Source organism: Streptomyces sp. CA-181903 (assembly GCF_050937075.1).
GTDB lineage: Bacteria > Actinomycetota > Actinomycetes > Streptomycetales > Streptomycetaceae > Streptomyces.
Genome location: NZ_JBNJLY010000001.1, coordinates 6579792 through 6592564, shown reverse-complemented (window position 1 = coordinate 6592564; position 12773 = coordinate 6579792). Strand labels below are relative to the sequence as shown.

Sequence of the window (12773 nt, the reverse complement as noted above, 5' to 3'; positions counted from 1 at the left end):
GCTCCCGCCGCCCGTCCTCACCGGTCACCCTCCATGGTCCCGGCGGCCGGAGGGGCCTTTCAATCACCCCGACGGTGGGTTCCGGCCATCCTGTCGTGGACTGGGGGGGCGTACGGGCTCGTCCCCCCGCGCGTTCGGTCGGCTCAGCGCCGTCTCCGCGCGCCCGGCAGCCACCAGTTGGCCCTGCCGGCCAGCGTCATCAGGCCGGGCACCAGCACCCCCCGCACCACCACGGCGTCCACGAGGACCGCCAGCGCCAGTCCCGTTCCGGTCATCTTGAGCGAGGTGACGCCGGAGGCGGCGGGGCCCGCCATGGCGAGGGCGAAGACGAGGGAGGCCGCCGTGACCAGCCGGCCCGTCCGCCGCATCCCGGTGACGACGGCCGCGGTGTTGTCCCCGGAGACCAGGAACTCCTCCCTGACGCGGGCGACGATGAACACCTCGTAGTCCACCGACAGCGCGTAGGCGGTCGCCAGGAGGAAGACGGTCGTGTTGTCGAAGAGGTACCCGGGGGCGTGGAAGCCGCCCAGGACGTTCCGCAGGTGCCCGTCCTGGAACACGTACACCAGGCAGCCCAGGGTGGCGCCCAGGCTCGCGACCGCCACGGCCACGGCCTTGAGCGGCACCAGCAGGCTGCGGGTGAACAGCGCCAGGAGCGCGAACGTCGCGGCCGCCGCCAGGGCGCAGCACCCGGGCAGGGCCCGGTGGACGGCCGCCCGGGAGTCCACCGCCTCGGCCGCCTCCCCGGCGACCAGGACGTGTCCGTGGGCGGGCAGGGCGCGCAACCGCCGTACGAGCGACGCCGATTCCCCGGTGCCGGAGGGGAAGCGCGACGTGACGGTCAGCACCGGCCCGCGGTACCGGCCGGTGAGGTCGCGGACGGCGGCCGTCTGCGGCAGCGCCGACACGGCGCGGGCGCGGGCCTCCGCCTCCGTGCGGGGCGTGCCCTTCGGCAGCCCGACGGCCAGTTCCCGGTCCGGTGCCGAGGGGAAGTCCCGGCGGATGAGCACGGCGGCCGTGCGGGCCCGGCTGTCGCGCGGAAGATTGTCGACGGTGGCCGGCCCGAGGGCGACGTGCCACGCGGGCAGGGACAGCACGGCGAGTACGCCGGTGGCGGCGAGGGCCGCCACGGCGGGCCGCCGGGTGACGGCCACGGCCACGCGGTGCCAGGCCGGGCTTCCCCCGTCGGGGGCGGCGGGGCCGCGGAGGCGGGCGAACGGGTCGAACCGGTCGAGGCGCGTCCCGAGGAGGGCCAGCAGGGCCGGGACGGTGATCACGGCAGCGGCCGCCGAGAACACCACCACCGCCATGGCGGCCCAGGCGGCCGAGCGCAGGAACACGAAGGGGAAGACCAGCAGCGCGGAGACGGACGCCAGCACGATGGCCGCCGAGGCGACCACCGCGCGGCCCGCCCTGCGGACGCAGCGGTCGACGGCCTCCCGCGCGGTCGCGCCGGCCGCCGTCTCCTCGCGGAAGCGGAAGACGACCAGGATCCCGTAGTCCACGGCCAGGCCGAGGCCCAGGGCCGCGGCGATGTTCGAGGCGTACGCGGAGACGGCCGTGAAGGAGGCCAGTATCCGCAGGAAGGCCAGGGAGCCCGCTGTGGCGGTCAGCGCGCCGACGACCGGCAGCAGCGCCGCGACGAGGGAGCGGAAGACGAGGAGGAGGACGAGGGCGCAGGCCGGCGCGGAGACCAGCTCGGCCCTGAGCAGGTCGGCCCGGTTGTCCTCCAGGGTCTCGGCGGTGGTCCACGCCGTTCCGGTGGGCGTGATCGTCACCGGCCCGCGGTGTCCGCCGAGGGCGGCGACGGTCCGTTCCGCGGTCTCGGCCCGGCGCGACGCGTCGCCGGCCAGGTCGGCGGTGACGAGCGCGGAGTGCCCGTCCCGGGAGACCAGGGCGGGATCGGCGGCGCCTTGATACGAGGTGACGGTCCCGACGCCCGGTGACCGCCGGAGGTCCTCCTCCACCGCGCGGCCCGCCGCCGCTGCCTCCGGCGAGCGGACGTCCGACGTGGCGCGCAGCAGGAGCACCAGGTCGGGTGTGGAGAAGCCGTAGCGCTCCCGGAGCGCCACGGCGTCCCGGACGGCCGGGGAACCGGACGGCTCCGCGTCGAAGTTGGTGAGCCGGTCCAGGCCGCCCACGCCGAACAGGCCCAGGGCCACGGTGCCGATGACGCAGACGAGCAGTGTCAGGCGGGCGGTGAGCCAGGGCCGCCACCGGACGGCCGCCCAGAGAAGGCGGCGGCCCCTCCGGGCCGTCGTTCTCCCCTGGACACCCTGCCGTCGCCACACGGACGCATCCCCCCTGAGCCGCGCCCATGGGCTACCCGAAAACCGGTGAGTCGAGTCGGAACGTACCGCTTTCGGTGGAACGGCCCGCGGTGGCGGTTTTCCCGCACCCCCGCCGGGTAGTCCGTGGCCCACCACAGAAAAGAGTCGCGTCCATGGCCGCTCTCGCCTTGCCGGCCTTCGTCCTGGTCCTGTTCGCGGGTTCCCGGTGGATTCCCGGGCGGTCGGTACCGGCAGCGGTGACGGACGGCACGGGTGAGCGGCGGACCTATCGTCTCAATGGTGGCCGGCTTTTCACGCTGAGCGTGTGCGCCGTTGTGAGTTGCCGATTCCTGGCACCGCGCGTGCTCGTCTGGCCGCACCGGCACTGGGCCGAACTCCTCGTCGTCGCCAATGTGTTCGCCTTCGCGCTGGCCTTCCTGCTGTTCCGCTCCGGCCGGCGCCGCGCGCCGGAGGCGTCCCGCGCGTCCGGGTGGCGGCGCGGTGTCGCGGACTACTTCCGCGGCGTCGAGCTCAACCCCGAATGGGCGGGTGTCGACCTGAAGTTCTTCTCCTACCGGCCTTCCCTCATCGGGCTCTTCGTTTTCAACGCTTCGGCCGCCGCGGCCCAGGTGGCGGAGCAGGGATCGTTGAGCGGCCGGATGCTGCTCTACCAGATCTTCTTCTTCGTCTACCTGGCCAACTACTTCCAGTTCGAGGGCGGCATGATCCACACCTGGGACCTCGTCGCCGAGCGCTTCGGGTGGGGGCTGGTGTGGGGCGACTACGTGCTCGTGCCGTTCTTCTACGGCATCGCCGGACGCGTGCTCGTCGACGTCCGGACCCCCCTTCCCCCGTGGCAGGGCGCGGTGTGCTGCGCGGTGTTCGTCTTCGGCTTCTGGCTCTTCCGCGGGGCGAACGGCCAGAAGCACCGCTTCAGGAGCGGCGGAACGGTCACCGTCTGGGGCCGCCCGGCGGAGACGCTGGACGGCAGGCTCCTGGTCTCGGGGTTCTGGGGCATCGGCAGGAAGCTCAACTACACCGGCGAGCTGCTGGTGTACCTCGCCTGGACCCTGCTGTGCGGCACGGCGTCCGTCCTGCCGTACCTGCTCCCCCTCTTCCTGCTGGTCCTCTTCGTCCACCGGGCGCACCGCGACGACCGCCGCTGCCGCGCCAAGTACGGGCCGCTGTGGGACGAGTACTGCCGCCGCGCGCCGTTCCGGATGTTCCCCTTCGTCTACTGACGCCCGCGGACCGCCGTTCCCTCACCCGCCCGGCCCGCTCCCCGGGGGCGGCACATCCAGCGCAGCCAGCCGAGGTAGTCCCCGCACATCCGCACGGACGCGCGCCACGGCGTCGTACGGCACCGGCGCGCCGGGAACTCGTCCCGCAGCGCGTGCCCGGCGACGTGCAGGACGGCGCCCGCCAGCGGAAGGGGACCCAGGTCCTCGGCGCACAACAGTCGCATCATGCGCTCGCGTTCGGCGGCGTCGGCACGCATGACGGCGTACATGCCGCGGCGCAGGCCGGTGGTGGGCCGGTCGCGGCCGCAGAACATCCGGTGCAGGGCGACGGCGAGGTGTTCGTGGGCCCGGACGGCGGCCCGGCGGCGCCGGCCGTGGGCGGCGACGTCCTCGGCGCGGGCCAGGCACTCGGCGTCGCGCAGGCCGATCGTCAGCCCCGAGGCGGTGAGCGGGTGGCAGGTGCCGACCGCGTCGCCGACCAGGCCGTAGGGCCCCCGGCCGTGGAAGGCGCGCGGCCGCACCCGGTTGGCGGCCCACTGCACGCCGTTGCCCTCCAGGGCCGCGCACAGCGGCCCGGCCAGGGCGGCGGGGAGGAACGGGACGTAGCGGCGCCGCACGGTGTCCGGAAGGTCCGCGGCGCGCGGGCGCGGCAGGGGGACGTCGACGGTCACCCGGACGGTGTCGTCGTCCAGCCGGTAGGCCAGGACGGGGCCGGGGCCGCCCACGAAGACGTGACCGTACCCCTCCGCGGGGAGCGCGAGGCCGCGCAGCAGCACGCCGGCCGTGCGGGAGACGGTCGTGGCCGGCGCGGCGGGGCGGAGCGTACGCCGTACGACGGAGGACTGCCCGTCGCCGCCGACCACGCGCCATACGCGGGCCTGCCGTTCGGGGCCGCCGTCCCGTGTGTAGGTGACGGTGGAGTGCCGGACGGAGGTGACGCGCGCGCCGAGGGCGAGGGTGACGGCGGGATGGTCCGCGGCGGCGGCCCGGAGGGCGGCGACGAGTTCGCGGTGCCGTACGGTGGCGGCCCGGTCGCCGCGCGGGCAGGCCAGCGCGATCGGCGGGCTGCCGTCCTCCGGGTGCAGGACGAAGCCCAGGGCGGGGAGGAACGGGAACGTGGGCGCCACGGCCCCGAGTCCGCGCAGCACCGCGACGCCGCCCGGGTGGAGCCACTCGCCGGCCAGCCGGGTGGGCGGCCGGTGCGACGCCTCCAGGAGCAGGACGCGGTGGCCGGCGCGGGCGTGCGCGAGCGCCGCGACACAGCCGGCCGGGCCCGCGCCGATGACGGCGACGTCGGGTGGCGGCCTCATCGGCGCTCAGCGTTTCCCGCGGCGGTGGCGGACGGCGCGGGGCTGCCGGGGCGGGTGCGTCACGGTGGCGCGGTCCTCGCGGATCCGCGGGGAGGCGAGTCCGAGGTCGAAGGCGCGCCGGAGGACGCTCCGGATGCCCTTGATCCTCTGCTGGGCGGAGGCCGGCCCCGGGCAGGGGTGCCGGCCTCCGCCGAAACCGATCGGGGCACAGGGCGAGGAACAGTGCTCCACGCGGCCCGGGAGGTCGGGGTCGAAGACGTCCGGATCGCGGAACGCCTCCGGCACGCGGTGGGAGGGCAGTCGGGTGGTCATGCCGCCCCTCCGGGGTCCGCGACCCCCGCGGGCGCGACCGGGCCGGCGGAGGCGGGTGGCCCGACGGCCCGCAGGTAGCGGCCGAGGGCCAGGGCCGGGAAGTACACCGGGTAGAGGCGGTAGACGAGCATCATCGTGGCGAAGAAGACGCCGTTGACGTGGCCGCCGGGCCAGGAGCCGTCCGCCCGCTGGTGGGCGCACAGCCAGCGGACGCCGTCCTCGACGGCCGGGTGCCGGGGGCCGAGCGTGTCGAGGCCGGCGAGGACCGCCCAGGCGGTCATCTCGGGCAGGCCGCGCTCCAGCGGGAGGTAGCGGTCTTCGAGGCAGCTCCGCCAGTCCTCGCCCCAACCGCCGTCCGGGAGGCGGGTCTCCGCCAGCCACCGGCCCAGCGCGGCCGGCACCGGGTCGTCGGCCGGGACGCCCGCGGCGCGCAGCCCGCGGGCGGCGTGGAAGGCGGCGTAGGTGCGGTTGATGCCCCAGGTTCCGCTGAAGGACCCGTCGGGGTGCTGGCGGGCGCGGAGGTAGGCGACGCCCCGTGCCGTCGCCCTTCCGGCACGGCGCCGGGCCTCCGGTGCCAGCAGCGGCCGCATGCGGCTCAGTGCCGTGAGGACCGATCCGGTGCATTCGACGGAGGACGTGTCGACCATGCAACCGGCGAACATCTCCGTCGGGTTGAGCGCCTCCGGCCACGTCCCGGTGCGCCTGCGGTCGAGGGTGCCGAAGCCGCCGTCGGGGTTCTGCCGGTCCAGCATGGCGTCCAGCGCGCCGTGCAGGGCGTGCCGGTCGAGGCGGTCGGCCGCCGGAATCCCGCGGCCGCCGGGGCCGTTGGCCTCCTCCGCCCGCAGCAGGGCGTGCACGGCCTCGGCCGTGCAGTCGCCGACGGGCCAGCCGCTGTGGCCGTCGGAGAACGCCCAGCCGTGGCGGACGGTGCGCAGGGGTGGTACGCGTCCGGTGTACGTGGTGATCTGCGCCGCGCGCAGGAAGGCGTGGGCCCGGCCGACGGCCGGGTCCGCCGCCCGGTGCGCGTCCCCCGCCGAAAGCGCTTGCACGGCGAAGGAGGTGTCCCACACGGTGGACCGGTCCCCGCACACGCGCAGACCGCGGTCGTCGTCCTCCCAGCACCAGTAGCGCAGCCGGGCGACGGCGTCGTCCAGCAACGGGTGGTGCCGGTCCCTCGCGAACAGCACCAGGCACTCCACCAGGGCGTTCACCGAGGACAGGCCGTGGTGCGGCGAGGCGTGCTGCTCGTCGACGACGGCACGGTGACAGCGCTCCAGCGCGAGGCGGCGCAGCCGGCGGCCGTGCACCCGCTCCCACCCGCGCAGGCACCGCTGCGCCACGCGCAGCGCGCGGCCGCCGGTGACGTGGACGTCCGGGCTCCGGCCGGCGGGCGCCGCCGGGCCGCCGCCCACGGCCCCCGGGCCGGCGAACAGCTCGCGGCGCAACGCGTGGGTGAGCGGGCCCGGTTCGGCGCGGAATCTCGCTCCGTACAGGTAGGACATGGCCTGGTAGAGCATTCTGGTCCAGCCCAGCAGCCGTTCGGGGTGCAGGGGCGCCCACCTGGGGAGGAGCATCATCTCCGGCGGCATCGGCGCCACGTGCCGGTAGGGCGCCAGGCCGAGGAGCGCGAGCCAGAAGAACCCCCACCGGGGGACGGCGCGGACGCCGCCCGGCTGCCCGTGGAGCCACTGCCGTGCGGCGGCGGCGAGCGGATCGTCGGGTTCCGTGCCGAGCAGGCGGAGGGCCACGTAGGCGAGCGTCGTGGCGTACGCCGAGGGCGGCGCCTGCGGGTGCATGCCCCAACCCCCGTCAGGCGTACGGGTCGTGCGGTAGCACCGGAGGATCGACCGCCGTTCCGTCTCGTCCGGCGGGCGTTCCAGGATGTGCAGGACGATGACGTACTGGGAGAGGATCACGGTGCTCCACTCCATCTCGCCCTCCCACGCGCCGTCCTGCCCCTGGAGGGCGAGCAGGCGCGCGCGGGCGGCCTCGTAGGCGCGGTGCGCGCCGGGCGCCGGCGGAAAAGCCGCCGGGCCGCCGGTGACGGTGCCGGGCGTCGCCATGGGCCGTCATCCCTTTCGGATCCGCGGGGAGTCGAGCGGCTACGAGGAATTCTGCCTGCGGATTCTGATCGGCAATCCGGGGAGGGAGGAAAAACGGGGACTCGCCATGGAGCCGGAAATCCGATGGTCCTACAGTATGGGTCGCCTTCCCGCTTTTCCGTACCGTTGGCCGTCGTTGGCCGCCGCTGGTCGCCGCCCGGCTCCGGCCGTCCGGGACCGGGCCGGGAGGGGAGCGCAGGTGATTCCGCGCGCCGCGTCCGGGTTTCCGCGCGACCCGACGCGCGAGGTTTCCCTCCGGTGAACCGGGCAGCTTTCCCTTGCATCACCCGCGCGCACTGCCCGCCGCCATGTCCTTTTCGGCGGCCCTGCAATCGGTGAGAAATCGGCGGGGGGAGATCCGTGATTCTTGTGACCGGCGCGAGTGGCCATCTCGGGGCGAACCTGGTGCGGCGTCTGCTCGCCGACGGGCACGAGGTGAGGGCGCTCGTACGCCCCCGGGAGACGGTCGTCGAAGCGCTGGCCGGGCTCCCCGTCCGCCGGGTGGTCGGCGACGTGCGCGACCCGGCGGCGGTCGCGGCCGCCGTCGACGGCTGCGAGAGCGTCCACCACTGCGCCGCGCGCGTCTCGACGACGGCTCGCGGGCACCGCGGCGTCCACGCGGTGAACGTGCTGGGCACGCGCAACGTCCTGGACGCGGCACGGCGGTGCGGCGTGCGACGGATCGTGGTGACCGGTTCGTTCAGCGCCACGGGCTGGGAGCCGGGCCGGCCCGCCACCGAGCGCGACCTGCACTACCCTTTCGGCGCCCACACCCCGTACACGCGCAGCAAGGTGCTGGTCGAGCACGAGTGCTGCAAGGCGGCGGCCCAGGGGCTGGAGGTGGTGGTCGCGGTGTCGACGGCGATCGTCGGCCCGCACGACTACGTCCCGTCCCGGATGGGGCGCGCGCTGCTCGACTTCGCGCACGGACGGCTGCGCGCCTGCCTCCCCGGCGGTTTCGAGTTCGTCTCCGCACAGGACATCGTCCAGGGCCATCTGCTGGCCATGGAGCGCGGTGTGCCGGGGCACAAGTACCTGCTGTCCACCGGGTTCCGCACGGTCGACCAGATGATGGACCTCTACGCGCGGGTCACCGGGCGCCGCAAGCCGCCCCTGCGGCTGCCCGCGCCCCTCATGGAGGCGCTGGCCCGGCTCGCCGAGGGGCCGCGGGCGGTGCTGGCGCCGCACCGGGAGGCGCGTTTCACCCCCGCCGCCGTCCGCTTCCTGCGCTCGGAGCGGCGGGCGGACTGCTCCCTCGCCCGGGAGGTCCTGGGGTACCGGCCCACCGGCATCGCCACCGCCGTCGAGCAGGCGTACCGCTGCTTCGTGGACCGCGGGCTCGTGGAGCGGCGCGGGGCGAGGCCGTACGCCGGGCGGCCCGGCCGGGTCGCGGAGCCGGGGCCGCGATGACGGCCGGGACCTCCGGGACGGGCAGCCGGAGCGGCGTCCCCGTGCCCCGCCTGCCGGGCCGTCACCTGCCGTGGCTGGGGCCGCTGCCGGCGTTCCGCCGCGATCCCGTCGCCCTGCTGCGCGCGGCACGGGAGCGGGTCGGCGACGCCTTCGCCTTCCCGCTGCTGGGCCAGGACGTGGTCTTCGTCTGCGGGCCCGAGGCGCACGCCGAGGTGTTCGAGGCCGACGAGTCGGTCCTGAGCGCGCGTGAGGCGTACCGCTTCATGGCACCGGTCTTCGGCCGCGGCATCGGGTACGACGCCGCGTCGCCGGAGGAGATGGACGCGCAGATCGCCCCCGTCCGGGCGGCCCTCGGCTCCCGCAACCTCGACGCGTACGCCCGCGTCATGGAGGCGGAGGTACGGACACGGCTGGCCGGCCTGCCGCCGGAGGGCGAACTCGACCTGCTCGACGAGCTGAACCGGACGACGGTGGCCATCGCCACGCGCTGCCTCGTCGGCGAGGAGTTCCACCGCCGCATGGGCCCGGAACTGCCCCGGCTGTACCACGAGTTGGAGAGCGGCATTCGGCTCGCCGGCATGCTCAGCCCCAGGGTCCCCCTCCCCGCCTTCCGCCGCCGCGACCGCGCCCGCGAGGCCATCACCGGGGCCATGGGGGAGGTCATCGCGGAACGCCGCGCGCGGCGCCCGGAGGCCGGGCCCGCCGCGTCCCCGCCCGAGGGGGACCTGCTCGCCGTGCTGCTCTCGGCCCGCACGGAGGACGGCCGGCCGCTGCCCGACCGCATCGTGACGGGCATCCTCACCGGTCTGATCTTCGCAGGCCAGCACACGAGCGCCGTCCTCGCCGCCTGGACCGGCGTCCTGCTCACGCGCCACCCCGAGTACGTGCCGCTGCTGCGCGCCGAACAGGCGGGGCTGTGGCCGCCGGGCAGCCCGCTCGACACCCGGATCCTGCGCCGTGCCGAGCTCCTGGAGCAGTGCGTACGCGAAGCCGAGCGCCTGCACCCGCCCCTGATCCTCCTCATGCGCAAGGCCCTGCGCGACACGGTGATCCAGGGCCGCCGCGTACCGGCCGGGTCACTGGTGATGATCTCCCCGGCGGTGGCGCACCGCATGCCCGAGGTGTTCCGCGACCCCGACCGCTTCGACCCCTCCCGCTACGCGGAAGGGCGCGCCGAGCACCGTCGTCCCCACGCCCTCATCGGCTTCGGCGGGGGCAGGCACCGCTGCATCGGGCTCGCCTTCGCCTACCTCCAGGTCAAGACGGTGTGGAGCGTCCTGCTGCGCGAGCTGGACCTGTGGCCCGCCCAGGACGTCCACGCCCCCGACTACTCGACCTTCGTCCCCGCCCCGGCGGCTCCCTGCACCGTCCGGTACCGCAAGCGCTCCGCGGGGCCGTCGTGACCGGCGACGCCCGGCGCGGCGCGCCCGCCCGTCCGGTGCCGTGCGGGCCCCCGTCGTTCGCCGAGGCCCGCGGCAAGCGCGCCAGGGTGCGGGCGGCCGGCATGGACCCCGACTACTGGTACGCCGTCGCGTACGAGGGCGAACTGCCCCGCGGCCGGACCCTGGCCACCCGGTTCTGGGGCCACCCGATCGTGGTCTACCGCGGGACGGACGGCAGCCTGCACGCGCTGGAGGACCGCTGCGCGCACCGGCAGCTGAGGCTGTCCGGCGGTGAGGTCGACGGCTGCCACCTGACGTGCACGTACCACGGCTGGACCTACGACGGCGACGGCAACGTCGTGCACTACGCCCACGACCTGTTCGGCCGCGCCCGGCCGGAGGTCAGGGTGGGCTCCTACCCCGTGACGGCCCGGCACGGGCTGGTCTGGGTCTTCCCGGGCGACCCCGCCCTGGCCTCCGTGCGTTCCGTCCCCGGCATCCCGGAGCTGGAGGGGAGCCGGCCGTGGGCCCGGCTGGACGCCTCGTACACCTGGCAGGCCCACCATTCGATGATCATCGACAACGTCAGCGACTTCACCCACAGCTATCTGCACCGCCGCTACCGCCCCTTCTGGGACGCCAGGCTCACCCGTCACGAGCACGTCGGGGACCGGGTGGAGCTGTCGTACGAGACGGTCGTGGGCGGCGGGCGCCTCTCCTCCCGCTTCGTGGACCGGCGCCGGGTCGACACCACCTCCATCGACCTCGCCTTCGACTACCCCTACCAGCGCTCCGACACCGGGGGGTCGATCAAGCACTGGTGCTTCGTGCTGCCGATGGACCGGCGCACCAGCCGGGTGTTCTTCCTCTTCTACTTCGACGCGCTGAGGATCCCCGGCACCCGGTGGAAGGTGCCCCGCGCCCTGCTGCCGGCCTTCATGCGCGCGGCCGGCGCGCTCGTCGTCAAGCCGCTGCTGCGCGAGGACGGCGTGGCCGTCGAGGCGGAACAGCTCGGCTACGAGACGCACTTCGCCGCGCCGATCGTCGAACTCAATCCCGCGGTGGGCCTCTTCCAGGACCTCACCATCCGCAAGTGGGAGGAGTTCCTCGCCCGTGACCGAGCCCGTCCCCGCCCCTCGGGGATCGCCCTCGCCGACGGGCGCGTCGTCCCTCCGCCCGGCAGGAAGGCAGGTCCATGAGCGAGGCGCCCGTCGTCCGCGACATCCCCCGTTCCGCCCGGTGGCTGGCCGAGCACCGGTGGCTGTACGTCGTCCCGGTCCTGTTGCCGCTGTCCAAGGCGTACGCCGTGGCCGAAGCGCTGTCCGCCCGGCTGCTCCGCCGGCGGGCGGGCGCGGTGCGGCGGCACGGGCGGCGGGTCGCCCGGATGCGGGCCCTGGTCCGCGAGCGCGAACGGCGGGGCGGCGGGCCGATCTGCACGGCCCGCCCGCGGTGGCGGTCGATCGCGCCCTCGCGCGAGGCGGACTACAAGGAGGGGGCGTTCCTGGTCCCGGCCCGGCTCGACGACGTCCTGCGGGTGGACACGGACCGCGGGACGGTCACCGTCGGCCCCGCGGTCACCATGGGCCGTCTGGCGGCCGCGCTGCCGCGCGGCTGGACGCTGCCCGTCCTGCCGGAGCTGGAGGACCTCACCGTCGGCGGCCTCGTCATGGGCTACGGCATCGAGACGTCCTCCCACCGCCACGGCCTGTTCACGGACAACGTCGAGTCCTGCGAGGTCCTCCTGGCCGGCGGCGAGGTGGTGGTGGCGGACCGCACCCGGAACGCGGACCTCTTCCACGCCCTGCCGTGGAGCCGCGGCACGCTGGGGCTGCTGACCTCCGTGCGGCTGCGGATGGTCCCCGCCGCCCCCTGGGTCCGCCTCTCCTACCACCGGCTCGACAGCGCGGCCGCGCTCGCCGAGTGCCTGGCGACGTACGCCTTCGGCGCCGACCCGCCCGACTTCGTGGAGGGCTTTCACTTCTCACCGGCCGAGAGCCTGGTGGTCACCGGGACCTTCGCCGACCGCCCGCGCGGCGACGGCGCCGTCAACCGGATGGGGCGGTGGTACAAGCCCTGGTTCCACGAGCACGCCCGGGCGCGCGGCCGGCTGTCCCTGGCACGCAACGCCGAGTACGTGCCGCTGCGGGACTACTGGTTCCGGCACAGCCGCGGCATCTTCTGGGCGGCCGAGATGCTCGTCCCGAGCGGCAACCACCCGCTGTTCCGGTACGCGCTGGGCTGGCTCATGCCGCCCAAGGCCGCGTTCCTCAAGCGCACCGAGACCCCGGGGATCCGCCGCCTGTACCAGCGGAGCACGGTGACGCAGGAGGCCCTCGTGCCGCTGCGGACGCTGCCGGAGGCGATCGAGAAGTACCGCGAGACGTTCCGGGCGGACCGCATGTGGCTGTGCCCGGCGACGCTGCGCCGCACCGAGCCGGCGGGCCTGGTGGGCCCGCGCACCGCGGACGGCCGCTACGTCGACGTCGCCGTCGTCTTCGAGACACCGGAGCCGGTCCGGCGCGGCCTGCCCTGGGACTCCCCGAAGGCCACCCGGGCGTTCGAGGCGTGGCTGCTGGGCCACGGCGGCTTCCAGGTGCCCTACGTCGACTCGCGGCTGAGCCGCGACGAGTTCTGGACCATGTTCGACGGCCGGGCCTACCGCGCCGCGCGCGCCAAGTACGGGGCGGACGGGGCCTTCCCCGACATCTACGACAAGGTCAGCTGCCACTGACACCGGGAGGGACGA

Annotated in this window: 9 protein-coding genes; 5 read left to right on the top strand and 4 right to left on the bottom strand. The window is 75.1% G+C overall.

Annotated elements, in window-relative coordinates:
* Positions 1-143 precede the first annotated feature (143 nt).
* Positions 144-2291: an MMPL family transporter gene (locus ACQEVS_RS29255; protein ID WP_433025384.1), complete on the bottom strand. Its 2148-nt coding sequence runs from the start codon at positions 2289-2291 to the stop codon at positions 144-146.
* 26 nt (positions 2292-2317) lie between these two features.
* On the opposite strand from ACQEVS_RS29255, the gene ACQEVS_RS29250 reads away from it, so the two are divergent.
* Positions 2318-3511 (top strand): hypothetical protein, encoded by a 1194-nt coding sequence (locus ACQEVS_RS29250; protein WP_433025381.1) that lies wholly within the window; start codon positions 2318-2320, stop codon positions 3509-3511.
* On the opposite strand, the gene ACQEVS_RS29245 is transcribed toward ACQEVS_RS29250, so the two are convergent.
* Genes ACQEVS_RS29245 through ACQEVS_RS29235 form a run of 3 tightly spaced genes read right to left on the bottom strand, consistent with a single transcriptional unit; the run spans position 3505 to position 7196 of the window.
* Positions 3505-4821, bottom strand: a complete 1317-nt coding sequence (locus ACQEVS_RS29245; RefSeq protein WP_433025378.1) for an FAD-dependent oxidoreductase — start codon at positions 4819-4821, stop codon at positions 3505-3507. The genes ACQEVS_RS29250 and ACQEVS_RS29245 overlap by 7 nt on opposite strands.
* Positions 4822-4827: 6 nt before the next feature.
* Entirely contained in the window at positions 4828-5133 is a 306-nt protein-coding gene (locus tag ACQEVS_RS29240) for a cytochrome P450 (protein ID WP_433025375.1), read from the bottom strand.
* Positions 5130-7196, bottom strand: a complete 2067-nt coding sequence (locus tag ACQEVS_RS29235; RefSeq protein WP_433025372.1) for a hypothetical protein — start codon at positions 7194-7196, stop codon at positions 5130-5132. Before ACQEVS_RS29235 ends, ACQEVS_RS29240 begins: the two co-directional genes overlap by 4 nt.
* Before the next feature lie 399 nt (positions 7197-7595).
* Between ACQEVS_RS29235 and ACQEVS_RS29230 the strand changes: the two genes are divergently transcribed.
* The 4 genes from ACQEVS_RS29230 to ACQEVS_RS29215 are packed head-to-tail and all read left to right on the top strand — an operon-like array spanning position 7596 to position 12758.
* Positions 7596-8645, top strand: coding sequence for an NAD-dependent epimerase/dehydratase family protein (locus ACQEVS_RS29230; RefSeq protein ID WP_433025369.1), 1050 nt, complete (start codon positions 7596-7598; stop codon positions 8643-8645).
* Positions 8642-10048 (top strand): cytochrome P450, encoded by a 1407-nt coding sequence (locus tag ACQEVS_RS29225; RefSeq protein WP_433025366.1) that lies wholly within the window; start codon positions 8642-8644, stop codon positions 10046-10048. Before ACQEVS_RS29230 ends, ACQEVS_RS29225 begins: the two co-directional genes overlap by 4 nt.
* A complete protein-coding gene (locus ACQEVS_RS29220; RefSeq protein WP_433025363.1) occupies positions 10045-11226 on the top strand; it encodes a Rieske 2Fe-2S domain-containing protein in 1182 nt (393 codons plus the stop codon). Before ACQEVS_RS29225 ends, ACQEVS_RS29220 begins: the two co-directional genes overlap by 4 nt.
* Entirely contained in the window at positions 11223-12758 is a 1536-nt protein-coding gene (locus ACQEVS_RS29215; protein ID WP_433025360.1) for an FAD-binding oxidoreductase, read from the top strand. The genes ACQEVS_RS29220 and ACQEVS_RS29215 overlap by 4 nt, the downstream gene beginning before the upstream one ends.
* Positions 12759-12773: the final 15 nt, after the last annotated feature.

Bases quoted from the DNA above. Each gene is read 5' to 3' on its own strand.
- ACQEVS_RS29215 (WP_433025360.1), top strand. From the start codon at position 11,223: ATGAGCGAGGCGCCCGTCGTCCGCGACATCCCCCGTTCCGCCCGGTGG.
- ACQEVS_RS29240 (WP_433025375.1), bottom strand. From the start codon at position 5,133: ATGACCACCCGACTGCCCTCCCACCGCGTGCCGGAGGCGTTCCGCGAT.
- ACQEVS_RS29250 (WP_433025381.1), top strand. From the start codon at position 2,318: ATGGGCTACCCGAAAACCGGTGAGTCGAGTCGGAACGTACCGCTTTCG.
- ACQEVS_RS29245 (WP_433025378.1), bottom strand. From the start codon at position 4,821: ATGAGGCCGCCACCCGACGTCGCCGTCATCGGCGCGGGCCCGGCCGGC.
- ACQEVS_RS29235 (WP_433025372.1), bottom strand. From the start codon at position 7,196: ATGGCGACGCCCGGCACCGTCACCGGCGGCCCGGCGGCTTTTCCGCCG.
- ACQEVS_RS29225 (WP_433025366.1), top strand. From the start codon at position 8,642: ATGACGGCCGGGACCTCCGGGACGGGCAGCCGGAGCGGCGTCCCCGTG.